The sequence below is a fragment of the Mesorhizobium sp. CO1-1-11 genome (assembly GCF_020164995.1).
GTDB lineage: Bacteria > Pseudomonadota > Alphaproteobacteria > Rhizobiales > Rhizobiaceae > Mesorhizobium > Mesorhizobium australicum.
This window is the reverse complement of the sequence record NZ_JAIUHE010000010.1, coordinates 217,761-242,699: the sequence shown is the minus strand read 5'-3', so window position 1 is coordinate 242,699 and position 24,939 is coordinate 217,761. Positions and strand designations below refer to the sequence as shown.

Annotated in this window: 27 protein-coding genes; 11 read left to right on the top strand and 16 right to left on the bottom strand. The window is 62.9% G+C overall.

All coding sequences use genetic code 11. The annotated features are described in order from the left end of the window. Positions 1-209: 209 nt before the first annotated feature. The 3 genes from LB554_RS14330 to LB554_RS14320 all read right to left on the bottom strand — a co-directional run bounded on the left by LB554_RS14330 (position 210) and on the right by LB554_RS14320 (position 1,562). Complete coding sequence (locus LB554_RS14330) at positions 210-509, bottom strand: DUF982 domain-containing protein (protein WP_140616501.1); 300 nt, start codon at positions 507-509, stop codon at positions 210-212. Between the two features lie 43 nt (positions 510-552). Next, positions 553-1,005 carry a hypothetical protein gene (locus LB554_RS14325; RefSeq protein ID WP_140616047.1) on the bottom strand — a complete coding sequence of 151 codons (453 nt, stop codon included), beginning with the start codon at positions 1,003-1,005 and terminating at the stop codon, positions 553-555. A gap of 68 nt (positions 1,006-1,073) precedes the next feature. Continuing rightward, a complete protein-coding gene (locus LB554_RS14320; protein WP_140616045.1) occupies positions 1,074-1,562 on the bottom strand; it encodes an Hsp20 family protein in 489 nt (162 codons plus the stop codon). Between the two features lie 340 nt (positions 1,563-1,902). On the opposite strand from LB554_RS14320, the gene LB554_RS14315 reads away from it, so the two are divergent. After that, on the top strand, positions 1,903-2,334 hold the full coding sequence (locus tag LB554_RS14315) for a cupin domain-containing protein (RefSeq protein ID WP_140714930.1): 432 nt from the start codon (positions 1,903-1,905) through the stop codon (positions 2,332-2,334). Positions 2,335-2,429: 95 nt separating this feature from the next. On the opposite strand, the gene LB554_RS14310 is transcribed toward LB554_RS14315, so the two are convergent. Both LB554_RS14310 and LB554_RS14305 read right to left on the bottom strand, forming a co-directional pair. Continuing rightward, a complete protein-coding gene (locus LB554_RS14310) occupies positions 2,430-2,885 on the bottom strand; it encodes a carboxymuconolactone decarboxylase family protein (protein WP_140792304.1) in 456 nt (151 codons plus the stop codon). A gap of 103 nt (positions 2,886-2,988) precedes the next feature. Then, a complete protein-coding gene (locus tag LB554_RS14305) occupies positions 2,989-3,417 on the bottom strand; it encodes an SRPBCC domain-containing protein (protein ID WP_224585153.1) in 429 nt (142 codons plus the stop codon). Positions 3,418-3,616: 199 nt separating this feature from the next. Between LB554_RS14305 and LB554_RS14300 the strand changes: the two genes are divergently transcribed. Next, entirely contained in the window at positions 3,617-4,375 is a 759-nt protein-coding gene (locus tag LB554_RS14300) for a copper homeostasis protein CutC (protein WP_224585151.1), read from the top strand. Then, entirely contained in the window at positions 4,372-4,860 is a 489-nt protein-coding gene (locus LB554_RS14295; RefSeq protein ID WP_224585149.1) for a GNAT family N-acetyltransferase, read from the top strand. The genes LB554_RS14300 and LB554_RS14295 overlap by 4 nt, the downstream gene beginning before the upstream one ends. A gap of 111 nt (positions 4,861-4,971) precedes the next feature. Here the strand turns inward: LB554_RS14295 and LB554_RS14290 are convergent, their stop codons facing one another. From LB554_RS14290 to LB554_RS14275, 4 genes are all read right to left on the bottom strand, one after another. Further along, entirely contained in the window at positions 4,972-5,994 is a 1,023-nt protein-coding gene (locus LB554_RS14290) for an acyltransferase family protein (protein ID WP_224585147.1), read from the bottom strand. 250 nt (positions 5,995-6,244) lie between these two features. Then, positions 6,245-7,042, bottom strand: a complete 798-nt coding sequence (locus LB554_RS14285; RefSeq protein ID WP_224585145.1) for an FAD binding domain-containing protein — start codon at positions 7,040-7,042, stop codon at positions 6,245-6,247. 114 nt (positions 7,043-7,156) lie between these two features. Continuing rightward, entirely contained in the window at positions 7,157-9,502 is a 2,346-nt protein-coding gene (locus LB554_RS14280; RefSeq protein WP_140723793.1) for a xanthine dehydrogenase family protein molybdopterin-binding subunit, read from the bottom strand. A gap of 111 nt (positions 9,503-9,613) precedes the next feature. Further along, on the bottom strand, positions 9,614-10,114 hold the full coding sequence (locus LB554_RS14275; RefSeq protein WP_015317502.1) for a (2Fe-2S)-binding protein: 501 nt from the start codon (positions 10,112-10,114) through the stop codon (positions 9,614-9,616). 312 nt (positions 10,115-10,426) lie between these two features. Between LB554_RS14275 and LB554_RS14270 the strand changes: the two genes are divergently transcribed. Together LB554_RS14270 and LB554_RS14265 are read left to right on the top strand one after the other, a co-directional pair. After that, positions 10,427-11,563 carry an FIST signal transduction protein gene (locus LB554_RS14270; RefSeq protein WP_041163431.1) on the top strand — a complete coding sequence of 379 codons (1,137 nt, stop codon included), beginning with the start codon at positions 10,427-10,429 and terminating at the stop codon, positions 11,561-11,563. A gap of 14 nt (positions 11,564-11,577) precedes the next feature. After that, positions 11,578-12,918, top strand: a complete 1,341-nt coding sequence (locus tag LB554_RS14265) for a hybrid sensor histidine kinase/response regulator (RefSeq protein WP_015317500.1) — start codon at positions 11,578-11,580, stop codon at positions 12,916-12,918. Between the two features lie 13 nt (positions 12,919-12,931). Here the strand turns inward: LB554_RS14265 and LB554_RS14260 are convergent, their stop codons facing one another. Continuing rightward, positions 12,932-13,615 (bottom strand): response regulator, encoded by a 684-nt coding sequence (locus tag LB554_RS14260; protein WP_015317499.1) that lies wholly within the window; start codon positions 13,613-13,615, stop codon positions 12,932-12,934. A 230-nt stretch (positions 13,616-13,845) separates the two neighbouring features. Between LB554_RS14260 and LB554_RS14255 the strand changes: the two genes are divergently transcribed. After that, positions 13,846-14,541, top strand: coding sequence for a fumarylacetoacetate hydrolase family protein (locus LB554_RS14255; protein ID WP_224585143.1), 696 nt, complete (start codon positions 13,846-13,848; stop codon positions 14,539-14,541). A 3-nt stretch (positions 14,542-14,544) separates the two neighbouring features. Beyond that, the gene (maiA, locus tag LB554_RS14250; protein ID WP_224585140.1) at positions 14,545-15,195 is read left to right on the top strand and encodes a maleylacetoacetate isomerase; all 651 of its coding nucleotides are present in this window, start codon (positions 14,545-14,547) and stop codon (positions 15,193-15,195) included. A 3-nt stretch (positions 15,196-15,198) separates the two neighbouring features. On the opposite strand, the gene LB554_RS14245 is transcribed toward maiA, so the two are convergent. Continuing rightward, entirely contained in the window at positions 15,199-16,431 is a 1,233-nt protein-coding gene (locus LB554_RS14245; protein ID WP_224585139.1) for an MFS transporter, read from the bottom strand. A gap of 99 nt (positions 16,432-16,530) precedes the next feature. Here LB554_RS14245 and LB554_RS14240 point away from each other — a divergent pair, with 99 nt between their 5' ends. Beyond that, the gene (locus LB554_RS14240) at positions 16,531-16,992 is read left to right on the top strand and encodes a winged helix-turn-helix transcriptional regulator (RefSeq protein WP_224585138.1); all 462 of its coding nucleotides are present in this window, start codon (positions 16,531-16,533) and stop codon (positions 16,990-16,992) included. A gap of 110 nt (positions 16,993-17,102) precedes the next feature. Next, on the top strand, positions 17,103-18,146 hold the full coding sequence (locus LB554_RS14235; protein ID WP_140714908.1) for a zinc-dependent alcohol dehydrogenase family protein: 1,044 nt from the start codon (positions 17,103-17,105) through the stop codon (positions 18,144-18,146). Between the two features lie 12 nt (positions 18,147-18,158). On the opposite strand, the gene LB554_RS14230 is transcribed toward LB554_RS14235, so the two are convergent. Continuing rightward, on the bottom strand, positions 18,159-19,049 hold the full coding sequence (locus LB554_RS14230) for a DMT family transporter (RefSeq protein ID WP_224585137.1): 891 nt from the start codon (positions 19,047-19,049) through the stop codon (positions 18,159-18,161). 107 nt (positions 19,050-19,156) lie between these two features. On the opposite strand from LB554_RS14230, the gene LB554_RS14225 reads away from it, so the two are divergent. Further along, on the top strand, positions 19,157-20,557 hold the full coding sequence (locus LB554_RS14225) for a PLP-dependent aminotransferase family protein (RefSeq protein ID WP_140616030.1): 1,401 nt from the start codon (positions 19,157-19,159) through the stop codon (positions 20,555-20,557). A 232-nt stretch (positions 20,558-20,789) separates the two neighbouring features. Here the strand turns inward: LB554_RS14225 and LB554_RS14220 are convergent, their stop codons facing one another. The 3 genes from LB554_RS14220 to LB554_RS14210 form a co-directional block, all read right to left on the bottom strand. Further along, positions 20,790-21,287, bottom strand: a complete 498-nt coding sequence (locus LB554_RS14220; protein WP_140616028.1) for a MaoC family dehydratase — start codon at positions 21,285-21,287, stop codon at positions 20,790-20,792. A gap of 258 nt (positions 21,288-21,545) precedes the next feature. Continuing rightward, entirely contained in the window at positions 21,546-21,974 is a 429-nt protein-coding gene (locus tag LB554_RS14215; protein WP_140616026.1) for a phasin family protein, read from the bottom strand. 106 nt (positions 21,975-22,080) lie between these two features. Further along, positions 22,081-23,376: a DUF445 domain-containing protein gene (locus LB554_RS14210; RefSeq protein WP_224585136.1), complete on the bottom strand. Its 1,296-nt coding sequence runs from the start codon at positions 23,374-23,376 to the stop codon at positions 22,081-22,083. Between the two features lie 268 nt (positions 23,377-23,644). On the opposite strand from LB554_RS14210, the gene rirA reads away from it, so the two are divergent. Further along, positions 23,645-24,109, top strand: a complete 465-nt coding sequence (gene rirA, locus LB554_RS14205) for an iron-responsive transcriptional regulator RirA (RefSeq protein WP_015317488.1) — start codon at positions 23,645-23,647, stop codon at positions 24,107-24,109. A 32-nt stretch (positions 24,110-24,141) separates the two neighbouring features. On the opposite strand, the gene LB554_RS14200 is transcribed toward rirA, so the two are convergent. Beyond that, positions 24,142-24,933 carry a heme ABC transporter ATP-binding protein gene (locus LB554_RS14200; protein ID WP_140821989.1) on the bottom strand — a complete coding sequence of 264 codons (792 nt, stop codon included), beginning with the start codon at positions 24,931-24,933 and terminating at the stop codon, positions 24,142-24,144. Positions 24,934-24,939: the final 6 nt, after the last annotated feature.

Sequence of the window (24,939 nt, the reverse complement as noted above, 5' to 3'; positions counted from 1 at the left end):
TGCTCTCCTTGCAAAGGGCCGAAAGTGTAACCCATCTATCCGGAATGAACTGTCACCCATCTCTCGGGAAGGGCACAAAAGACCTCTCTGCCTGCCATCGTCGGCACCACGCGACATAGTGGGTTCGCCGTGGCTGTGACCCGTCCTGCTAACCCGTATGGGACTGCGGGCAGCGACACCTCTAGGCAGTGCCGCTGCCGTTGTCGCAGCTAGGCGGCCACCCCACCGCGGCCAGATTTGGTGCCGCTCATCCAAGGCAGCGGAGCAAGCGGCTCCTGCAGCATCTTGACGGATCTCGCGAACCCAGCGACGGCATCGCGCGCGACCGAGAGTGGTATCTGGCCATCGTAAGCACGCTGGCAAGCCCGGAAGGCCGTTTCGAAAATCGGGCCTCGACGCTCCCGCGGCCACTCATCCAGGAAATCGAATGCATCCTCAAGGCTTCCTATTTCTTGGATGAACTGGCCATCCTTGACTAACACCGGTCGATCGAACGTCCTGTCGCCCATATAGTCCTCCATTCGGTTGAGGGTGTTCGTTTGCTTCAGCTTTTCACGCGACGGCATGCTCAGGCTCCGCGAACATGCCGCCATCCCCACACCTGGGTGGGACACCGGCATATGCCGGAACCGGCGGCGGATCATCGTCGTCGTCATCTCGCCAGGGGTACCGCAGCCAGTTGCGCCTGGTTTTGTTGCGACGCTGGTCTGAGGACGGACTGCGATCAAACGGTGCCCTGGCCGTCGGCTTGCGCGCAATCTCGTCCAGGGTGTGGAGCGCACGAAGAATCTCGCTGACCTGCGCCATCGCACCGTTGTCCAATTGACGCAGGGTTGGATTGTCAGGAACCGCATGGGCGTCCGAGGCCCAGAAGGCGAGCAGAGCCCTCTTCTCGCCGATCGTCATGTTCTCGTTCAGGACGTCCTCGGGCGTACGCAGCGCAGCGAATTCCGCTGCGTAATCCGTCGGTTTGGATTCATGAAAACTGTAAGCTTGGGATCTCATCTCCGTTCTCCGCGATCTGTGCCTCCCGGCCGAGCCGGGAGGCGGACCACAGACTGAGGTTTCTTGTATCAGGCCACCTTGCGTTGCGGCTCGGCATCCACATCTATGGACTGCTTGTTGCCGCCATCCTGAAGCGGAACCGCTGCGGCGTTGGAACCGATCTCGATGCGCCGGGGCTTGAGTTCCTCGGGCACTTCGCGGACCAGGTCCACCGACAGCAGGCCATTATGAATATTGGCCGCCTTGACCTTGACGTGGTCTGCAAGTTTGAACACCTGCTTGAAGTTGCCTATCGCCAGGCCCCGGTGGAGGATTTCCCGATGTTGCTGATCGGGCTTTCTCTGTCCGATGACCGACAATTCGGGGCCGTTCTGCACAAGTTCCACTTCGTCGAGACCGAAGCCGGCGACGGCCATCGTGATACGATAGTCGTTGTCGCCATTCTTCTCGATGTTGTAGGGCGGCCAGTCGGAGCGCACACTGTTTTCGAGCATGTCGAAGAGCCGGTCGAAGCCGACCGTGGTGCGGTAAAGAGGCGAATAATCAAAGCTTCTCATAGCCATATCCTCCGTGAAGCAACATGGTTTACGGGTCGCCGCAGCGTCGCCGCGACGCGGTATGTCGAGCCGAAGCCTCGACGGAAAACGATCTGGGAATCACGATTTTTTTATTCAAGAGGTCGCCCGAAATTTTTTTGAAGCGGCACTACGGCCATTCCTGACCGGGCATGCATCAGACCTTGCAGGACAGTCTTCCGGTTGGAAGCGGGTGAGGAATATGGCCCGGGTGCTGGATCAACTGCCCGTGCAAATGCGCGCCAGGTTCGGCCTCTGGTCACGAGCGACCTTGCACGCTGCCGCCGCCGCGCGATAGATGCGTCGGTCAAGGGAGGACATCATGCGGAAAATTCTGGCATCAGCATTGCTGCTCACGGCAGCATCGTTCGCCACCGGCGCTCATGCGCTGGACAGCAGCGGAACCCCGGTCGTCGTGACGCCACTCGCATCACGCACCACCACTGCATCCGGGCAGCCGATCACGCTGCCACGGAAGAACGTGCAGGTGCTGGTCTCGACCTATGACATCGCGCCCGGCGCGACCTTGCCGGTCCATCGCCATCCCTTCCCGCGCTACGCCTATGTCCAGGCCGGAACGCTGAAGGTCACGAATGTCGAAACCGGCAACAGCAACACCTACAAGACTGGCGATTTCATCATCGAAATGATCGGGCAGTGGCACCAGGCCACCAACATTGGCGACGGGCCGGTCAAGCTCCTGGTGATCGATCAGGTCGAGGAAGGCGCCAAGAATACCGAATTGCGACAGTAGCCACCAGGTTGCATAGGTGCTCCCGGCGGGGCGGGAAGGCAATGCGCCGCCCGCCCCTCGCCTCGTGGACCCAGCCCCCCATGTGAACCCGGCGCTCAGCCCCAGGCGCCAACCGGCTGCCGGGTCGTCGCGTTCAGCCTATTGAAGGCGTTGATCAGGGCGATCTGGATGACCAGTCCGGCAAGGGCCTTCTCGTCATAATGCCGGGCCGCCTCCTCCCAGATATCGTCCGGCACCGCGTCCGGTCGGTCGGCGAGCCTTGTGCCGGCTTCTGCCAGCGCCAATGCCGCGCGTTCGGCGTCGGTGAAATAAGGCGTTTCCCTCCAGGCAGCGAGGGCAAAGATGCGCTCTTCCTTCTCGCCGGCTTTCTTGAGCTCGCGCGCGTGCATGTCGACGCAGACGCTGCAGCTGTTGATCTGACTGGCGCGCAGATGCACGAGCTTGCGTGTCACATAGGGCAGGTCCGCTGCCTCGGTCGACTTGTCCAGCGCCAGAAACGCCTGCAGGGCGCCTGGGATGAGCATCACCGGGTTCTTGATTCTCGCTTGCATGTGTCTTTTCCTTTTGAACTGTTCTCCGGGCGTGTTTTCCCGGCCCGGACGCCTCGCATCCAGGGTTTCGAACTTGATGAAACTGTTAGCTGCCTGCCGGGTGTCAGGCCTGGTTTGAGGTAACCTGTTCGAGCCGTTCGAGAATGCGCGGCCAGCCACTTCCCATGCCGATATAGCCACGCTCGTCGGCGGGCCGGAATCCCGACTGCTCCATTCGCACCCGGGTCGCCGTCCCCTCAGGTTTCAGTGACCACGTCACCACGGTTTTCAACCCACTGTCCGATTCCGTCCCATCGCCCCAGCTATAAGCCAGCAGCCGCGGCGCCTCGACTTTTAGCACCACACAGTTCGTCACCCCGGACCATCCGGGAACTGGTGTCGCACGGAATGTGAAGCGATGCCCCTCTTGGGCAGCGAAGTCATTCTGCATGAGCCATTCGCCGACGAGTACCGGCAGGGTCGGTGCGCGCCATATCTTTTCCGCCGAATATGGAATCAGCCTTTCGACGACGATCGATTTGGTTTCCGTCATGCCTTGCTCCTCTCGTTGCTGTCGTGGTGCCACGCGCAAAATCATAACCCATCAGCTATGTACAACCCATAACCCTGCAGTTATGTGACTGTCAAGAATGGAATCTGCCGTCTGGTCCAAGTGGCGGCGTAGCGTTCACGCTTCCGCGCCAGGCGCCCGGGTGCTAGGGCTTGCGCAACACCATGGATTGGATCGCCCCTTGACCCCAAAAATTCGCCCGCCGCTTATCGAAATCTGTGTCGAAGGCATTGATGGCCTGCTCGCCGCGCAGGCCGCCGGCGCCGACCGGATCGAACTCTGCGCCAGCCTTGTCGAAGGCGGCACCACGCCGAGCCTCGGCACCGTGCGCGCCGCTCTCGACCAGGCGACCGTGCCCTTTCATGTCATGGTGCGGCCGCGCGGCGGGGATTTTCTCTACAGCGAGACCGAATACCGCTCGATGCTTGCCGACGTCGCCGCGCTCCGCGAACTCGGCGTGCCCGGCGTGGTGTTCGGCTGCCTGAACCCCGACGGGACCATCGACGAGCAGCGCATGCGCGAATTGACAGAGGCGGCGGGCCCCTTGAACGTCACCTGCCACCGCGCCTTCGATATGACGCGCGATCCGGCCGAAGCCCTGGAAACGCTGATCCGCTGCAGGGTCGGCCGCGTGCTGACCAGCGGCCAGCGCGACACGGCGATCGAAGGCCTGGCATTGCTGCAAGAGCTGGTCCGGCAGGCCGGCGACCGGATCATCATTCTCGGCTGCGGCGGGCTCGATCTCGGCAATATCGCCGAGGTGCGCGCAAGGACCGGCCTGGCCGAAATGCACTTCGCCGCCCTCAAGGACGTGACGAGCGCCATGCGCTACCGCAATCCGAAGGTCGGCATGGGCGGCTCCGATCTCGACCGCGAGTATCGCAACACGCTGACCGATACAGCGCTGGTGGCGGCGACAATCGCGGCGGCCAAGGCATGACCTCGCCCATAGACCGCATTGCGCAGGCCGACGAAGCGGCCATACTGGCGCTCAACAACGAGCACGCCGCCGAATTGTCCTGGCTCGAAGCCGAACGGCTGTCGTTCCTGCTCGGCGAGGCCTTTTACGCGCGCCGCATCGGCGATCTCGAAGCCTTCATCATGACCTTCGACCAGGATGCGAATTACGACAGCCCGAACTTCGTCTGGTTTCGCGAGCGCTACATCAGCTTCATCTATGTCGACCGCGTCGTCGTGGCGGCGCACGCAAGAGGCCGCGGCCATGCTCGCCGGCTTTATCGGGACCTGTTCGACCACGCGCGGAGCGCCGGCCACGCGCTGGTCACCTGCGAGGTCAACACCGACCCGCCCAACCCCGCCTCGGATGCCTTCCACGCCGCACTCGGATTCGCCGAAGTCGGCGACGCGGTGATCCACGGCGGCAAGAAGGCGGTGCGCTATTACGTCAGGCAGATCGCCACCTGATCGGGTGGCACCCACCGACTCACCTGGACGTTGCGCCACCCGGAGACAGCTAAGCGCTATTTGGCGAAAAGGATCCGCTATCGTCTGGCGACTATCAAACCATCGGGCGGCTCACCAATTGCGGTTGAGCCATTCGCGTGCTGGGCGCTCGATGAGGTAGTAGCTGCAGAGCGCGCAGGCAAAAACCCCGGCCAGCATCGGCCATGGATTGCTGCCCTGCTCGTAGACGAATTTGTAGAAGGGCTGCTGCCACAGATAGAGCGAATATGACCATAGACCCAGCGTCGTCATCGGCAGGGACGACAGCCATCCGGACAAGAACCGCGTGCTGAAATCCAGCGCGTTGACGGCAATCGCCAGCAATGGCACCGCGGCCAGGTAGTGGATCGGTGTCGGTACCGAGTCCATGAACAGGCAAACCGCGCCGACGGCCGCCGCAACGGCGACATAAGGCCCCTTCAGCAAGGTCGGCAGCTTGCCGTCCGCTTTGAGCAGGCAGATCGCGGCCGACAGCAGGATCGAGGCGATGTGCACGTCGGTGCGCCAGTACGTGGTCTCATAATCCATGTGCAGGAACCAGTAGGAAACCGCGCCATTGACCATGGCCACCAGAGCCAGGACCAGCAGCAGCGGGATGACACGGCTGCGGCTGGCAACGACCGCGCTGATCGCCGCCAGGATGATATAGGCATGTTCTTCGATGCAGAGCGACCAGATGTGGTCGAGCGCGCCGGCCCGATTCAGGAGAATTCCGGCATAGTTGTAGGTGAAGGTCAGCGCCGTCAGGGCCGCCTTCCATTTGAAGGCGATGAACGTGCCTGAGAGCGCGATCATGGCGACGACAACAAAGACCAGAAGCGCCGGATAGATGCGCGAGAACCGGCGTTTGAAAAATTTCTTCAGCGGATAGCGTTCGATGAACAGGATTTCGGCCATCAGCCGGCCGCTGAGCACGAAGAAGAATTCGACGCCCAGCACGCCCAGATTGATCCCGGGAACGGGAAAAAAATGCCCGATCAGCACGAGCGCGACCGACAGACCGCGCCAGCCATCGAGATAGGCCAGTCTTGTCCTGGCCGGTCGCTCGACGATCGCTCGGGGCGGAACCAGATGGGTCGCGGAAATTTCGGACATGCCGATCCCTTCGCATTGTAATGCGAAAGGCACGGCTAAATTCCGAACCCGGCTCGCATTCCCGCCCCGACCTATACTGCAGTGCAATATAAATTTGTGCAAGTGCGAGATTGTCGCTGATGCATCTCCCCCGCAGCATGGGCCGGAATTGCTTCAGAAAGGATGGAGACGCGGCCGCCGGGAACTAGGCAACGACAGTCGCCGGGACGGGGCCGGACAGCCCGTTCCCCCGTCCGTAATCGATCTTGCGTCAGGCGTTGGCTGCCGCCACCGCGCGCTTGGCCATGACTGTGATCAGATTGGCACGGTAGTCTGATGAAGCGTGAATGTCGCTCATCAGGTTCTTCGCCGGGACTTTCACACCATTGAGCGAAGCGGCATCGAAGCTCTTGGCAAGTGCTGCCTCGATCTCCTTCGAGCGGAAGACGCCGTCGTCGCCGGCGCCGGTGACGGCAACACTGACGCCGTCCTTGCCCTTGGCCACGAACACGCCGACGATCGCGTAGCGCGAGGCCGGATTGCGGAATTTTTCGTACGCAGCCTTCGCCGGTGCCGTAAAGGAGACCGCCGTGACGATCTCGCCGTCCTTCAAGGAGGTTTCGAACAACCCCTTGAAGAACTTGTCGGCTGACATCTCGCGCCTGTTGGTGATGATGGTGGCGCCGAGCGCCAGAAGTGCGGCCGGATAGTCCGCCGCCGGATCGTTATTGGCGATCGAACCGCCGATCGTGCCCTTGTGGCGTACCGCCGGATCGCCGATCAGCGACGCCAGATGGCCAAGTGCCGGGCAGGCCTTGCGCAGCTTCTCGTCATTGGCGACGTCGAAATGCGTGGTGGCAGCGCCGATCGTGACCGTCTTGCCCGACACCTTGACCCCCTGCAGTTCCTTGATGCGGGACAGGTCGACCAGATCGGATGGCGCCGCCAGCCGCGTCTTCATAGCGGGGATCAAGGTCATGCCGCCGGAAAGCAGCTTGGCGTCGCCGCTCTTCACGAGCTTGGCGGCTTCAGTGACCGAGGCGGCACGGTGATAGTTGACTGCGTACATGGGATCCTCCCCCTAAGTGGTTAGTCAGCAGTGAGTAGTCAGTAGGGAGCAGGGAATGGCCGCTGCCGGAGGTGGCACGCTGCCCTATCCGCAACTCACTACTTCCCTAGTCACTCATTTCGCCGCGCGGATCGCGGCCCACACGGTGGACGGTGTGGCCGGCATGGCGATATCGACGATGCCGATGGCGTCGGTGATAGCATTGATCACTGCCGGCGGTGAGCCGATGGCACCGGCCTCGCCGCAGCCCTTGATCCCGAGCGGGTTGCTCGGACATGGCGTGTTCGACGTCGAGACCTTGAACGACGGCAGGTCGCCGGCACGTGGCATGGTGTAGTCCATGTAGCTTGCCGTCAGCAGTTGCCCGCTGGCGTCGTAGTGAGCGCCTTCCAGCAGCGCCTGGCCGATGCCCTGGGCGATGCCGCCATGCACCTGGCCTTCGACGATCATCGGATTGATGATGTTGCCGAAATCGTCCGCAGCCACGAACTGGACGATCTCGGTCGTTCCGGTTTCCGGATCGATCTCGACCTCGCAGATATAGCAGCCCGCCGGGAAGGTGAAGTTCGCGGGATCGTAGAACGCCGTTTCCTTAAGTCCTGGCTCCATGCCGGCCGGCAAATTGTGCGCGGTATAGGCGGCCAAAGCCACCTGGAACCACGGCAGGCTCTTGTCGGTGCCGGCGACCTTGACCTCGCCGTTCTCGATGACGATGTCGCCCTCGTCGGCTTCGAGCAGGTGGGCGGCGATCTTCTTGGCCTTGGCCTCGACCTTGTCGAGCGCCTTGGCAATCGCCGACATGCCGACCGCGCCCGAGCGCGAGCCGTAGGTGCCCATGCCCATCTGCACCTTGTCGGTGTCACCGTGGACGATCGACACCGAATCGATTGGCACCCCGAAACGCTGGTTGACCAGTTGCGCGAAGGTCGTCTCGTGCCCCTGCCCATGGCTGTGCGAGCCGGTCAGCACCTCGATCGTGCCGACGGCGTTGACCCTTACCTCAGCCGATTCCCACAGGCCGACGCCGGCGCCGAGCGAGCCGACCGCCGCCGACGGCGCGATGCCGCAGGCCTCGATGTAGCAGCTCATGCCGATGCCGCGCAGCTTGCCATTCCTGACCGAATCCGCCTTGCGCCTGGCAAAGCCGGTATAGTCGGCGGTCTTCATCGCCGCATCGAGCGAAGCGCCATAGTCCCCGGCGTCATAGTTCATGATCACCGGTGTCTGGTGCGGAAACGTGGTAATGAAATTCTTGCGCCTAAGGTCTGCCGGCGAGACGCCGAGCTCGCGTGCCGCCGCTTCCATGGTGCGTTCCAGAAGATAAGTGGCTTCCGGCCGCCCTGCCCCGCGATAGGCATCGACGGGTGCCGTGTTGGTATAGACAGTGCGCACATTGGCGTGGATGGCCGGGATGTCATATTGGCCCGACAGCAGCGTTGCGTAGAGATAGGTTGGCACGCAGGACGAGAACAGCGACATGTAGGCGCCGAGATTGGCGATCGTATCGACCTTGAAGCCGGTAATCCTGTTGTTCTTGTCGAATGCCATTTCCACCGTCGAGACGTGGTCGCGGCCATGCGCGTCGGTGAGGAAGCTCTCGGTGCGATCGGCGACCCATTTGACCGGCACTCCGGTCTTCTTCGAGGCCCACAGGCAGACGATCTCTTCCGGGTAGATATAGATCTTGGAACCAAAGCCGCCGCCGACATCCGGCGCGATCACGCGCAGCTTGTTTTCGGGCGCGACATTGTAGAAGGCGCTCATCACCAGCCGCGCGACATGCGGGTTTTGCGATGTCGTCCAGCAGGTATAATGATCCTCGGCCTTGTCGTAATGGCCAAGTGCGGCGCGCGGCTCCATGGCGTTCGGCACCAGCCGGTTGTTGACGATCTTCATGCGCGTGACATGCGCCGCCGCCTTGATGGCGGCGTCGGTGGCCATGGCATCGCCGATTTCCCAATCGAAGATCAGGTTGTTCTCGGCCTCGGCATGGACCTGCGGCGCGCCCTTTTCGAGTGCCTTTGTCGCATCGACGACCGCCTTCAATTCCTTGTAGGTGATCTCGACCGCCTCGGCCGCATCGCGTGCCTGGCCCTTGGTTTCCGCCACCACCACCACGACCGCATCGCCGACATAACGGACCTTGTCGACTGCCAGCGGCGACCATGCGCCCATCTTCATGGGCGTGCCGTCCTTGGAATGGATCATCCAGCCGCAGATGAGGTTTCCGATGCCGTCGGCCTTGAGTTCCTTGCCGGTCAAGACGCCGATGACGCCCGGCATGCCTTGAGCCGCTTTCACATCGATCTTCTTGATCTGCGCATGGGCGTGCGGGCTGCGCACGAAGGCCGCATGCTTCATGCCGGGCACCACCATGTCGTCGACATAGCGGCCGGCGCCGGTGATGAACCTTTTGTCTTCCTTGCGCGCGACCCGAGCGCCGACACCTTCGATACCCATGCAGAGATTCCTCCCGAAAAGTGAATAGGAAGTGTGAATAGGAAGTAGTAGTGAGGACAGCCGCCGGTTCAGACCGGTTACTGACTACCGACTACTCCACTCCTCTTTCCCTCATGCCGCTTGCTTCGCCTTGCCCTTGGCCCCCTTCGACATCGTCGTCGACGCGGCGAGGATGGCTTTCACGATGTTGTGGTAACCTGTGCAGCGGCAGATATTGCCTTCGAGTTCTGCCCGCACCGTGGCCTCGTCGAGGCCTTCGGGGTGGCGGTTGATCATGTCGGTCGCGGCCATGATCATGCCCGGCGTGCAAAAGCCGCATTGCAGACCATGATGTTCCTTGAAGGCTACCTGGACGGGATGCAAGTCGGCGCCACTGGCCAGGCCTTCGATCGTAATCACGCTCGACCCCGAGGCCTGGACCGCGAGCATGGTGCAGGACTTCACCGCCTTGCCATCGACATGCACGACGCAGGCGCCGCATTGCGAGGTGTCGCAACCGACATGAGTGCCGGTCAGGCCGAGGTTCTCCCGCAGGAAATGGACGAGCAGCGTTCGATCCTCGACGGCACCGCCGACCCGCTTCCCGTTCACCATCAACGAAACGTCCGACATAGCCCCTCCCTGGGTGTCAACCTTGGTCATCACGCTGCCGACGCGCCGCTGGCACTTCGGCCACGTGCTAGTCGTACACCGCACAACGCACAAAAAACAGCACGACGGAAAAGGCGGATCATTGTACTTTCGGTCATGGCCAGGGCACCAAAGTGCATTCCTCCGGCCCCATTGCCAAAACGCCTTCTGGCGGCAACAATGCCCTCGTCGCCCGCGCGCCAGAAGCACTTGAAAAGCCGCGCACAAGAAGGCGTCGGAGGAAATGCGGGAGGACCGCCGCTGACAAGTTCACGGACGCGCTACGCATGCGGCTTGTCGGCGCTGACCACGGACCAGCCCGACCCGGATGTCTTCGCACGAGCGGTAGCCGCCGAGGCCGCCGCCATCAATGCCGGCTTTGCCCTCGTGTTCTTTTCCCAGAGCCTGATCGAGGCCGGCGCCCTGTCACGGGCACTCTCGGCCCACGCGCCGTGTCTCCACCATGCTGGCTGTTCCACCGCCGGCGAGATCACGCCGCAGGGGCTCGAGGAAGGCCATATGCTGGCGATGCTGCTGCCCTCGGCGTCCTTCACGGCGGTCAGCACGATGATCGACAATCTGTCGACATCGGGCATGGACAGGATCACCGAAGAGGTCGAGGCCCTGCGGCGCACGCTGCGCGCCCGGCTCGGCGGCGAGCAGACCAGCAACACCTTCGCGCTCTGCTTCATCGACGGGCTGTCCTATGCCGAGGAAGCGGTGAGTTCGGCCATCCACTGGGGTCTCGACGACATACCGCTCCTCGGCGGCTCGGCTGGCGACGATTTGAAATTCGAGACGACGCGTCTGATCTCGAACGGCAGGGTCACCTCCGACAGCGCCATCATCGTGCTGGTCGCCACGGAAATTCCGTTCCACGTCTTCAAGACCGACAATTTCGTTCCCACCGACGAAAAGCTGGTGGTGACCGCGTCCGACCCGGATCACCGCGTCGTGCGGGAATTCAACGCCACCAATGCGGCGGAGGAATATGCCGCTTCGGTCGGGATCCTCCCACAGACCTTGACACCGTTGAGCTTCGCCTCGCATCCAGTGGTGGTGAAGGTGGGCGGAGAATATTACTGCCGCTCGATCCAGAAGATGCACGCGGATGGCTCGCTGTCGTTCTTCTGCGCCATCGACGACGGTGTCGTGCTGTCGATCGCCCAGCCCAAGGACATGGTGGACGCGACACGAGCGGCATTGCGCGAGGTCGAGGAAAGGCTGGGCGGCATCGATATGATCCTTGGCTTCGACTGCGTGCTGCGCCGGCTGGATGCGCGCAACCGCCAGGTCTTTCGTGACATTTCGGAACTCTACCGGATCAACAATGTCATCGGCTTCGGCACCTATGGCGAACAATACCGGTCGATGCACCTCAACCAGACTTTCACCGGCATCGCTTTCGGCGACCGCCAGGCGGCTGAATAGGGCGGCGCAACAGCATGCCGCTCAGGAACATAAACGATCTCGACAGGCTGAAGAAGATCAACGCCGCCCTGGTCAGCCGCGTCGAGCGCTCGATGGACCAGCAAGGCAATGCCTTTTCGCTGTTCCAGACGGCGATCTCGTTGGAAAGCCGGGTGCGTACGCGCACCGAGGAACTGCATTCGACGTTGCGGCGGCTGGAGCAGTCGAACATCGATCTCAGCGCCGCCAAGGAAAACGCCGAACAGGCGAACCTGTCCAAGACACGGTTTCTGGCCGCGGCCAGCCACGACGTGCTGCAGCCGCTGAACGCCGCCCATCTCTCCGTCTCAGCCCTTGCCGAGGTGCAGACCAGCGAAGAGGGAAAGAAGCTCGTGCGGCAGGTCGAGCGCTCGCTGGAAACGATGGAAGACCTGCTGCGCACCTTGCTCGACATCTCCAAGCTCGACGCCGGCGTGGTTCAGCCCGACATTGGCGACGTCAGCCTGGAGGCGCTGTTCTCGTCGCTGCGCTCGGATTTCCAGCCTGTGGCGGAATTGAAGGCGCTGTCGCTGAAATTCCGGCCGGTCAATGCCGTGGTCCGCTCGGACAGGACGCTGCTGCGCCGCATCCTGCAGAACATCCTTTCCAACGCGCTGGGCTATACGCGCTCGGGCGGCGTCCTTGTCGGCACACGCCATCGCGGCGACACCATCCGCATCGATGTCGCCGACACGGGCTGCGGCATCCCCGAGGATCAGCGCGAAGCGGTGTTCGAGGAGTTCCATCGCGGCACCTTGCCGGCTACCGCCGAACTCGACGGCGGCGGTCTTGGGCTGGGGCTCGCCATCGTGCGCCGCATGGCCGGCGCGCTCGGCCATCCCGTCACGTTTTCATCCAGGGTCGGCCGCGGTACCATCTTCCACATCGATGTCCCCGTCGGCCTCGGCGCGCCGGCCGACGCCATCGCCAGCGCCGCCAGCATGGAGCGGCCGCGCGGCTACGGCCTGTTCGGCACCAAGGTGCTGCTGGTCGAAAACGACGCCGAAGTGCTGGAAGCCATGACCTTCCTGCTCGAACGCTGGCAGTGCCTGGTACGCGCGGCGACCTCCACCGCCGATGCGCTGGACATGCTTGGCGACACCGACTGGCTGCCCGACATCGTCATTGCCGACCAGCATCTCGACGGCGGCGATCTCGGCACCACCACCATATCGGAGGTCCGCGACTATCTCGGCCGCGCCGTGCCGGCGCTGATTGTCACCGCCGACAGCTCCGAAGCCGTGGCCAAGGCAGCACGGGCCGGCGGCATCGAACTGATGCGCAAGCCGGTGAAGCCGGCGCAACTGCGCGCCCTGCTGGCGCATCTGCTGGCATAGCGGGAGGGTTGGCTCAAAACCCTACCTGATCCCGGAACAGCTCGGCGCTGTCCAGCTTCGACACCTCGATCACCGCTTGCGTGCGGCTATACACATTGAGCTTGCGCAGGATCTCCGACACATGCGCCTTCACCGTGGTCTCGCCGACCTGCAGCTCGTAGGCGATCTGCTTGTTGAGCAGGCCCTGGCGCAGCATCTGCAGCACGCGCAATTGCTGCGGCGTCAGCTTGGAAAGCCGCTGCACCATATCGGCGCGATCGGTGCTGTCGGCGCCCGGCGGCAGGCCCTCATAGGTTTCAGGCACATAGATCGCGCCGTCCATCACCGAGCGAATGGCGGCGGCGAGATCGCTCTTGCGCGCCGATTTCGGAATGAAGCCGGCAGCGCCGTAGGACAAGGCCTCGGAAATGATGCGAGGCTCCTCATAACCCGACACGATCACCACTGGCAGGCGCGGATAGCGGGTCCTGAGCTGCAACAACCCCTCGAAGCCGTGCACGTCGGGCATGCTGAGGTCCAGAAGCGCAAGGTCGAAAGGCTTTGCGTCGGCCAGCAAGTCCAGCGCCTCGGCGATCGAGCGCGCTTCGACTGTGTCGACCTCGGGATAAGCCATTTGAACGGCGCTGTGCAGCGCCTCGCGAAACAGCGGATGATCGTCGATGATAAGGAACCGGACGCGATCGGTAGGGGCTGTCATAGGGCTCGTTTCGGTTTACCGGGCACACCATAGTCTCCTGACCATGGCCGGATTATTGGCAAATAGTCTATCGCCGTCGAACAGGTTTCATCGCTGCAAAAAAATGATCGGAAGCCTGAATTCCTTATACAGCCTAGGCGAAGCCCATGCTTTATCAAAAGCGACGCCTTGCCCGCCCCTGGAAATCGGCCGAATGTGCCGCCGACTCCCCGCCAAACGCAGAGACCGCCATGACCGCCTTTGTCCTTCCCGCCCCGCCAACGCCTTCCGTCGCCATTGCGGGTTCCGGCGAACGCTTTGCCGTGCGGCGCATTTTCTGCGTCGGCCGCAACTATGCGGCACATGCGCGCGAGTTCGGCAATGACGATCGCGATCCGCCTTTCTTCTTCACCAAGCCGGCCGACGCGGTGGTCGATTCCGGTACTGATATCCCCTACCCGTCGCTGACGGAAAACCTCCACTTCGAGATCGAACTGGTGGTGGCGATCGGCACCTCAGGCTTTCGCATTTCCCGCGACAAAGCGCTGGACCATGTCTGGGGCTATGGCGTCGGCATCGATCTCACCCGCCGAGATCTCCAGGATGCCGCCAAGAAGGCCGCGCGGCCCTGGGACTGGTCGAAGGCCTTCGACCGTTCCGCGCCCTGCGGCCCGCTGGTCGCCGCACGGAAATCCGGGCACCCGGCCAAGGGACGCATCTGGCTCGCCGTCGACGGCGCGGTGAAACAGGATGCCGACCTCGCCGAACTGATCTGGCCGGTATCGGACATCGTCTCGATCTGCAGCGAAGGCGTGGAATTGCAGGCTGGCGACCTGATCTTCACCGGCACGCCCGCCGGTGTCGGCGCGATCAAGCCGGGTGAAACGATATCAGGCGGTGTCGACGGCATCGGCACGATCGAACTGACCATCGGCCAGCGGAAGTGACGCATGAGCGACATTGTCCTGCACAACTACTTCCGCTCCTCCACCTCGCACCGGGTGCGGATTGCCCTGGAGATGAAAGGGGTGGGCTATGACTACATCCCGCATCACCTGCGCCATGGCGAGCATCTGGAGGCGGCCTATCTCGCGGTCAATCCGCAAGGGCTGGTGCCGGCACTGATCTGGAGCGACGGCATGCTCCTGACGCAATCGCTGGCGATCATCGAGTTTCTCGACGAGACCATACCTGAACCCCCGCTATTGCCGAAGGATCCGCCGAGCCGGGCACGAGTGAGAATGCTGGCGCAGATGATCGCCTGCGACATCCACCCGGTGAACAATCTGCGCGTGCTGACTTCGCTGCGCACCCTGTTCGGCGCCGGCGACCAGGATGTCGCCAACTGGTTCCGGCATTGGGTCAATGAAGGATTTGGACCGCTCGAAAAATTGCTCACCGCGTCGCCCGAAACCGGCACATTCTGCCATGGCGAGGCGGCGGGGCTGGCCGACATCTGCCTTGCCGCGCAAGTCACCAGCAACGCCCGCTTCGGCGTCGACATGACGCCCTATCCGACAATCGCGCGCATCAACGCCGCCTGCATGGCGCTACCCGCCTTCCAGAAAGCCGCGCCACAGAACCAGATCGACGCCGAGTAAGGCTCACCGGCCAACGCGCAGTGTCAGCGCCCAGAACAGCAGCGCCATCAAGCCGATGCCGGCGCCGAGCAACGAGACCCCGCTCCAGCCGGCCGCGGCATAGGCCATGGTCGAGGCGATCGAGCCGAGCGCACTGCCGACCGAGTAGAAGATCATGTAGCCGCCGACCAGCCGGCTGCGCGCATCCGGCCGACGGGAGAAAATCAGGCTCTGATTGGTGACGTGGACGGCCTGGATTGCCAGATCCAGCATGACGATGCCGGCGACAAGCAACCATAGTGACATGCCCATGAAGGCGATAGGCAGCCAGGCCGTCGTCATCATAAGCAGGCTGAGGCCAGTGACCAGTTGACCATGCCCGCGATCCACCAGACCACCGGTCCATCGCGCCCCCAGCGCGCCGGCGACACCGGCAAGGCCGAACAGCCCGATCGCGGTGTGCGACAGTAAAAATGGCGCCGTGCTGAGCGGCAGCACCAGCGGTGCCCACAGCACGTTGAAGCTGGCGAAGATCAGCAAGGCGAGCACCGCGCGCACGCGCAGCAGCGGTTCCCGCACGAACAGCAGCACCATCGAGCCCAACAGCCTGATGTAGGACGTGCGCGGCCGCTCTGCCTCATGGCGCGGCAGGATGGTGTGGAGAACAACCGCCATGACAAGTGTAGGGCCGGCCGAGACAAGATAGACCCAGCGCCAGCCGGCGAGATCGGCGACGACGCCGGCGACGAAGCGGGCAAGCAGGATGCCTGTTATGACGCCGCTGGTGACGGTGCCGACCGCCCGCCCCCGTTGCGACGGCGCGGCGAGGTCGGCCGCGTAGGCAACCAGTACCTGCACCATCACGGCAAGCAGCCCGACCGCCGCGAGGCTCGCCAGCAGCATCGCCGCGTTCGGTGCAAGTCCAACGGCTATCAGCGCCACGGCCGAAAGGATCGCCTGGCCGGCAATCAGCTTGCGGCGATCGAACAGGTCGCCCAGCGGCACGATGAAGAACAGGCCAAGCGCATAGCCGACCTGCGTGACCGTCACCACGATGCCGATCGAGGCCGGCGCAATGGCAAAATCATGCGCCATGGCGTCGAGCAGCGGATGGGCGAAATAGACATTGGCGACGCTCAGGCCACAGGCGATGGCGAAGACCAGCGCTGTCATTCCGGACAATCCCGGTGTGACTTGCCTCGGCTCTTCGGCCTGCGCCGCCTTCGCTGCCGCGCCGTTCACCACCTGTATATTCATGAGGCTCTCCAGAAAAGGTTTCAATTTGAAACCACTTGTGGGATAAACAAAACAGTTTTATCTTGCAACCAAAATGAACAATCTGGACCAACGAAAGCCATGGTGAAACGAACGAGCCACCAGAGTGCGGATTGCCTGATCGCGCGACCGCTGGATGCGATCGGCGACTGGTGGTCGCTGCTCATCGTGCGCGACGCATTCGACGGGTTGCGACGCTTCGGCGAGTTCCAAAAGAGCCTGGGCGTTGCCAAGAACATCCTGTCGGCGCGGCTCCGAAATCTGGTTACGCACGGCATCCTCGAAACCGTCCCGGCCCCCGACGGCAGCGCGCATCATGAATATGTGCTGACGCAAAAAGGACGCGGCCTGTTCTACGTGCTGATCGCCTTGCGGCAATGGGGCGAGACCTATTTCTCCGGTCCGGGCGAGCCCTACACCTTCATGGTCGACACGGAGAGTGGCCGGCCGATAAGGCGTCTTGAAGTGCACGCAGAAGACGGCCGCCTGCTTGCCCCCGGTGACACCCGGCTTGCCGATTTCCGCAACCAGGAAAACGGCTGACCGCAGGGTCCGAAGGCTGGCCAGCCTGGCGGAATCGATTTCCGCTTGACCGAACAGGGAATCGGCTATCGTTTCCCACAGTGAGTGTCGTCTCAAGGGTGGAATGAACGATGAAAGCCGTCGTCTTCGAGAAATTCGGCGAAGCGCCGACGATCCAGACCGTGCCAGACCCCAAGCCGGCGGCCGATGGCGTCGTCATCAAGGTCGAGGCGACCGGGCTTTGCCGCAGCGACTGGCACGGCTGGATGGGCCACGACGCCGATATCCGCCTGCCGCATGTGCCGGGCCACGAACTGGCCGGCGTCGTGGTTGCCGCCGGCAAGCACGTCACCCGCTGGAAGGCGGGCGAACGCGTCACCGTGCCGTTTGCCGTCGGCTGCGGCCACTGCTTCGAATGTACATCAGGCAATCACCAGGTCTGCGAACACCAGTCCCAGCCTGGCTTCAACACCTGGGGCTCATTCGCCGAATATGTCGCTATCGAACACGCCGATACCAATCTCGTGCGCCTGCCCGACGAAATGGAATTCGCCACCGCCGCCAGCCTCGGCTGCCGCTTCGTCACATCGTTCCGCGCCATTGTCGATCAGGGCCGGGTAAAGCCCGGCGAATGGGTGGCGGTGCATGGCTGCGGCGGCGTCGGCCTGTCGGCAATCATGATCGCCAGTTCGATGGGCGCCAACGTCATCGCCATCGACCTCACCGAGGAAAAGCTGGACTTCGCCAAACAGATCGGCGCCGTGGCGACCATCAACGCTTCGACGACGCCGAACGTTATCAAGGCCGTCAAGCAGATCACCAATGGTGGCGCCCACATGTCGATGGACGCGCTCGGCCATCCGACGACGTCTTTCAACTCGATCGCCAACCTGCGCCGGCGCGGCCGTCACGTGCAGGTCGGCTTGATGCTGGGCGAACACGCCCGCCCGCAGGTGCCGATGGACAAGGTGATCGCCTTCGAACTCGAAATCCTCGGCAGTCACGGCATGCAGGCCTATCGCTACCCCGCGATGATGGAGATGATCCGCCACGGCAAGCTCAAACCCGAACTGCTGGTCGGCAAGAAGATCAGCCTCGACGAAGCGCCAGCGGCCTTGATGGCGATGGGCGGCTTCGAGGGTATCGGCATTGGGGTGGTGACGAAGTTCTCGTGAGGGTCGGCACCGCTATGCAGCCGCACGACGCGGCAAATCCTGCTTGGCAAACTTCTTCGCGCCGAAAACGCAAAGCACCACGCCGAGCGTGACGACGATCATCATCGGGCTGACCTGTTCATGCAGCAGCGTCGCCGCCAGTGCGAGCCCGAAGAACGGTTGCAGAAGCTGCAACTGCCCCACCGCCGCAATGCCGCCTTGCGCCAGGCCTCGATACCAGAACACGAAGCCGATCAGCATGCTGAACAGCGAGACATAGCCAAGGCCAATCCAGGCATTGGAGCCTACGCTGGCGAAGGATGGCGGCAGGGTCGCAAAAGTCAGCACCAGCATGACCGGCAGGGACAGCACCAGCGCCCAGCAGATCACTTGCCAGCCCCCGAGCTTGCGCGACAGCGCGGCACCCTCGGCGTAGCCAAGGCCGCAGGCGAGGATGGCCGCAAGCATCAGCCCATCGCCGACCGGCGAAGCCGTCACGCCTTGCGCAAGCGCGAAGCCCGCCACCAGCGCACTGCCCAGGCATGAGAATAGCCAGAAGGCCGGCCGAGGCCGTTCACCGCCGCGCAGCACGCCGAAGATCGCGGTCGCCAGCGGCAGCAGGCCGACGAAGATGATGGAGTGGGCCGAGGTGACATGCTTCAGCGCCAATGCCGTCAGCAAGGGAAAGCCGACGACCACGCCAAGCGCAACGATGACGAGCGACAGCAAGTCATGACGCCCGGGGCGCTTCTCGCGGAACACAAGCAGCAGCGCGAGACCGAGCAGGCCGGCAATGACCGCGCGGGCCGACGTCAGGAATATCGGGTCGAGATCCATCACCGCCACGCGCGTCGCCGGCAACGAACCGCTGAAAATCAGCACGCCGATAAATCCGCTCACCCAGCCGCTCGCCGTCTTGTCCATCGCAGGCTCCGTTTGTTTCGCCCCTCTATGGGGCCCGCGGCTATGGCGCCACCAGAGACAATGCAGTACAATTCGATAAAACTGTCATGGTTTTCTGGGAGGTACAGATGGACGAAGCAGTGAGGCTCGACAGCGGTGGAACTCTCGTCGAAGGGGTCATGGCCGCCATCCGGCAGCGGATTGCCGCGCGCAGCCTGACGCCTGGAGCAAGGTTGCCCTCGATCCGCGCTTTCGCCAAATCCATGCAGGTGTCGAAATCCACCGTGGTCGAGGCCTACGAACGGCTTGCCGCCGAAGGCGCGATCCGTTCGCGGCCCGGTTCCGGTTTCTATGCCGCCGGGTCGCTGGCACCGCTGTCGCTCGCCGAGATCGGTCCCCGGCTCGACCGTGCCGTCGATCCGCTCTGGGTCTCGCGCCAGTCCCTGGAGGCTGGCGACGAGGTCCTGAAACCCGGCTGCGGCTGGCTGCCGGCTTCATGGATGCCACAGGCCGGACTGCGCCGGGCATTGCGCACTGTCGCGCGTGCCGACGATGTCGCGCTCGCAGATTACGGCACGCCGCTCGGGCTGCCGCCGCTGCGGCAATTGCTGGCGCGGCGCATGGCCGGGCACGGCATCGAAGCCTTCCCCGACCAGATCATGCTGACGGAATCGTGCACCCAGGCCATCGACCTGCTCTGCCGGTTCCTGATCGAGCCGGGCGACACCGTGTTGGTCGACGATCCCTGCTACTTCAATTTCCATGCTCTGCTGCGCGCCCACCGCGCCAAGGTCGTCAGCGTGCCCTACACGCCATCGGGGCCCGACATCGAGCTGTTCGCCCAGGCGCTGGCCGAACACCGGCCGCGCCTCTACATCACCAACTCGGCCATCCACAACCCGACCGGCGCGATCCTGTCTCCGGTGACGGCCCATCGTTTGCTCAAACTGGCCGACCAGTCGGATCTGACCATCGTCGAGGATGATATCTTCGCCGATTTCGAGCACATTCCCGCCCCAAGGCTAGCGGCGTTCGACGGCCTTAGTCGCGTCGTCCAGATCGGCAGTTTTTCCAAGACGCTGTCGGCGTCGGTCCGCTGCGGTTTCATCGCCGCGCCCCGTGACTGGATCGAGGGCCTGACCGATCTCAAGATCGCCACGACTTTCGGCGGCGGACGGCTGGCGGCCGAACTTGTGCTGACGCTGCTGAAGGACGGCAGCTACCGAAAGCACATGGATTTGCTGCGCGCCCGCCTTTCGCGGGCCATGGGCGAGACCAGCGCCCGGCTGAAGGCGATCGGCATCACGCCCTGGATCGAGCAGCCGGCTGGGCTGTTCCTGTGGTGCACCCTGCCGGAAGGCGTGGACGCGGCCGAAATCGCCCGCAGTGCGCTCGCCGACAACATCGTGCTGGCGCCCGGCAATGCGTTCAGCCTGTCGCAGTCCGCCAGCCGCTTCCTGCGCTTCAACGTCGCCCAGTGCGCGGACGAGCGGATTTTCAAGGCGCTCGAAACGGCGATGACTCGCTGATATGGGAACCACCAAGTCAGCAGACAAATAAGCCGCGACAACACCTCGTTGTTGCGGCCTTCTGCCCCGTCAAATCAGACCATCCATGAAACGGCAGAACGCCGCCAAATCTCACCATTTGCGCGGATGCTCAATCATGCCTTTTCCGAAATGCCATACCCAGATCTGGGCCTATTCCTTGCCGCACAAGAACAGCTGAAGGAAATGACGCAAGGAGCCTGGCGGGCGCCGTTCAGGCCCCTGCCCGTTTGCGGCGCTCGTAGAGCATGACGAGTGTTTCAGCCATCAGCGCCGGCTTTTCCTCGCCTTCGATCTCGACCGTGTTGGCTGCCTTCATCAGATACTGGCCCGGGCCTTTGTCGTCCATGGAAAGCAGCGTCGTGCGCAGGCGAATGCGTGCGCCGACCTTGACCGGCGCCAGGAAACGCACCTTGTCGAAACCATAGTTGAAGGCGGCCTGCGTATTCTCGGGCACGATACCCATTTCAAGGGCCAGCGCGCCGATGATCGACAGTGTCAGATAGCCATGCGCGATCGTGGTGCGGAACGGGCTTTGCCGCCGCGCCCGTTCAGGATCGACGTGGATCCATTGATGGTCGCCCGTGCATTCGGCGAACTGGTTGATACGGTTCTGGTCGACCGTGGTCCATTCCGAGACGCCGAGCTCCTGTCCGGACATCGTTCTCAGCTGCTCGTAGGTTGGCGGCGTTTTAGGCCGTACTTCCGTCATGCCTGCTTTCCCGATCGCTTCCAAAGCTTCCGGACCACGAACCGGCGGCCTCTGTCAATTCGTCCCTCGCAAATCCGTCCGGCGGACTCGCGCTCACTCGTGCCACGTCTTGCCATGCGATGGCAGGCGAATTGGGACTTTTTCGACCTTTCAGACTGCCGGGAGCTTATGGCGTGGCGCTAATGCAACTGTGCGAAAGGTTACGGAATCGGGAACGGGGGGTGCCCGGCCGAGAGCGGAACGACAGCCCATGAGAACCTACTTCTGCCCGTAACCGGCGCGGACCTCCTCCATCGCCTCCTTGATGCGTGCGCGCAGGATGTCGATCGATTCGGTGCCTGATTTCCTGGCTAGCTCAGCCACTTCACCGGCGTTCTTGAGCGCCGCCTCAAAGGATTTTCTGGCAAACTCGGTCTGCTTGGCCATCAACTCCTGCGGATTGCCCGGTGCGCGGTAGCTCTGCGCCATGTCGGCGATCTCGCGCAGCGTGTCCTGCAGCATTTCGCGTTGCCTAGACAACAGCGAGGACGTCCCAGCCGCCCCGGCACGCGCGGATTTCTCCAAAGCTTCGAGATTCTTGCGGTGATGCGCAAGAATCGCTTCGACATCCACATTCGGCACCTTCAGGTCACGGCCGAACCTGCCGAACATTTCCATGAAAGAATCGGATTCCGATTGTCTGGCCATGATTGTCATCTCCCCTTTGCCGCGATCGCGGACGCCCTCATCGAGGAGAATAGCACTCGAACGCCTCGTGTCCATTTCGAACACGGGCCTAGGCGATCGCTAGGGATCAATTGACCGGGAGCAGCAGCTCGATCGTGTAAAGCACGATGCCCGCCAGCCCACCGATGATCATGCCGTTGAAGCGGATATATTGCAGGTCCCTGCCAATGTTCATCTCGATCAGGCGTGTCAGTTGGGCAAGGTCCCAGCGCTTGACCTGGTCGGCGATGAATTTCGACACACCGCTCTTCTGGCTTTCGACGAAGGAGGCCAGCGCCACCACGAAGCCTTGGTTCATGTCGGCCCGGATCTGCGCGTCTCCGGCAAGATGGCGGCCGACTTCGACAAACATGTTGGCCAGATGCTCCCTGATCAACGAATTCGGCGCCTTGGCGTCCTGCTCGATGAACAGGCTGAGGCTCTCCCACATGTCGCCGGCCAGCGCCCTGATTTCCGGTCTGGCGAGGAAGTCGCGCTTCATTTTCTCCGCTCGCCTGGCATATTGCTTGGACGTGCGCAGCCGCTCGACGAAACCTTGCGCGAAACGGTCGAATTCGGCGCGCATCGGGTGATCGGGATCGGCACGCACCTCGTCCAGCAAGGAGCCAGCCGAAGCGACGATCTTCTTCAGGAGATAGGCGTCGGCCCGGAACAGGTTGAACAGCGACGGCAATTCCTCGCGGATTTTGTCGCGCATCGTCGCCAGCGCCTGTTCGTCGTTGAGAAACCGGCCGATGACCTTGATGAACTCGTCGAACAGCTTCTGGTGGCGGCGGTCGTCGGTGAGCGCCGACAGAAGTTCGGCCGCAAGTGGCGCCAGCGGCACCTTTTCGATCTGTTCGAGCATGCGGCTGGTGACGAAGCCGCGCAGACCGGATTGTTCGACGGCGGCAAGCGTCTGCGGCACCAGCCGCACGACGAAGCGCGACAGGCCGGCGGCGCGTTCGGCATCGGCCAGCCAGTCGGCCACGAGCGCCGAAAAATCGACCTCGGCGAGTTTTTCACGCACCGGTTCCGGCGCCAGGAAATTGGCCTCGATGAAACGGCCGAGATTGTCGGCGATACGGTCCTGGTTTTCCGGGATGATAGCGGTGTGCGGGATGGGCAACCCGAGCGGCCGTTTGAACAGCGCCACCACCGCGTACCAATCGGCAAGGCCGCCGATCGTTGCCGCCTCGGCGAAGGCGGCGACGAAGCCGAGCCATGGATAGCTGCTCTGGAAGGACTTGGCCAAGGCAAAGACCACCACGCAGAGTGCCAATGCCGCCGTGGCGACGAACTTTGTCCGCCGCAACGCGGAAAGCTTGGCGCCCGCGTCGGCATCGAACCGCACTGGCGCCAGGGATTGGTCCGATTGAGCCATGCCGCTCCTCGTCTATTAGGCCTATCTAGTGCCGCGGCCGCCGGAATGCCCGTGGCAGCCGGTTTGTCTGTCCCGGCTTTTGCCAGGCGGCGCACATAAAGTTGACGAGTTTATTCATCTATGATGCCCGGCTAGTCTGGAATTATTCCAAGGTATAGGCCATATTCCGCCGAGACCAGTGCAGCGATCCGGATTCCGGACGAGGGCCGCGCCAGCAAAGTTTAGACTCTGGCGTGGTTGCATCATATCAGCGCCGAGTGAGGACAAGATGCGGCTTACGCGCCAAACCAACTATGCCATGCGCATTCTGATGTATTGCGCCGCCAACAATGACCGGTTGAGCCGCATCCCGGAGATCGCGGCCGCCTATTCGGTGTCGGAACTGTTCTTGTTCAAAATCCTGCAGCCTCTGGTCGAGAATGGCATGGTCGAGACTGTGCGCGGCCGGAACGGAGGGGTACGGCTCGGCCGTGCCGCCGAATCGATAAGCCTGTTCGACGTTGTGCGCGTGACCGAGGAAAGTTTTGCCATGGCGGAGTGCTTCGAGAACGATGCCGCCGAATGCCCGCTGGTCGACAGCTGCGCCCTGAACTCCGCATTGCGCGAAGCGCTCAACGCCTTCTTCGCCGTGCTTGCCCGCTACACGATCGCCGACCTCGTGGCGGCAAGGCCAAATGTACGCGCCCTGCTCGGCATCGACATGCTGATGGAGCGCCGCGCCCCAGCGGCCTGATCCCTGCCGCATCGTGCAGTGTCGGCTGAATATCAGCTGACCGACGATTGCGGGAGCACGAACGGCATGTTGCCGGCCGGCAGCACGCCGACCTTGAGCCGGCAATCGAACACCTTCTCGATCAGGTCGTCACTCAGCACGTCGCGGGGCGAGCCGCTGGCGGCCAGCCGGCCGCGATGCATCACGAAGATGCGGTCAGCGTACATGGCCGTCAGATTGAGGTCGTGCAGGATCGCTACCACGCCCCCGCCCCTTCTGGCGAAGTCGCGGGCGATGTTCATGATGATCAGCTGGTGCTTGATGTCGAGGCTGGACACCGGCTCGTCAAGGAACAGATAGCGCGGCTTGCCGTCGAGCACCGGTGCCCAGACCTGGCACAGCACGCGCGCAAGCTGGACACGCTGCTGCTCGCCACCGGAAAGTTCCTGGTAGAAGCGGCCGGCAAAGCCGTCGAGATCGACCCACGCCAGCGCCCGTTCCGGCAGGCGTCCGTCCTCGCCCGGCAGCACGCCCGAACGGCCACCGACCAGGCCAAGCCTGACGACCTCCCGCACAGTGAAAGGAAACGACAGTGTCGTCGCCTGCGGCAACACAGCCCGCTGGACGGCGACCTCCACCGGCTTCATCGCTGCGAGGTCGCGGCCGTTGAGGACGACGCTCCCGGTATAGCCGAGGTCCCCCGACAATGCCCTCAGGAAGGTCGTCTTGCCCGAACCATTGGGGCCGACGATTGCCGCCACCTCGCCCGGCCGCGCATCGAAATCGACACCGGCAACAATTCTCTTGCCGGCGATATCGACCGAAACATCCCTCGCCTCAATCATTCCATC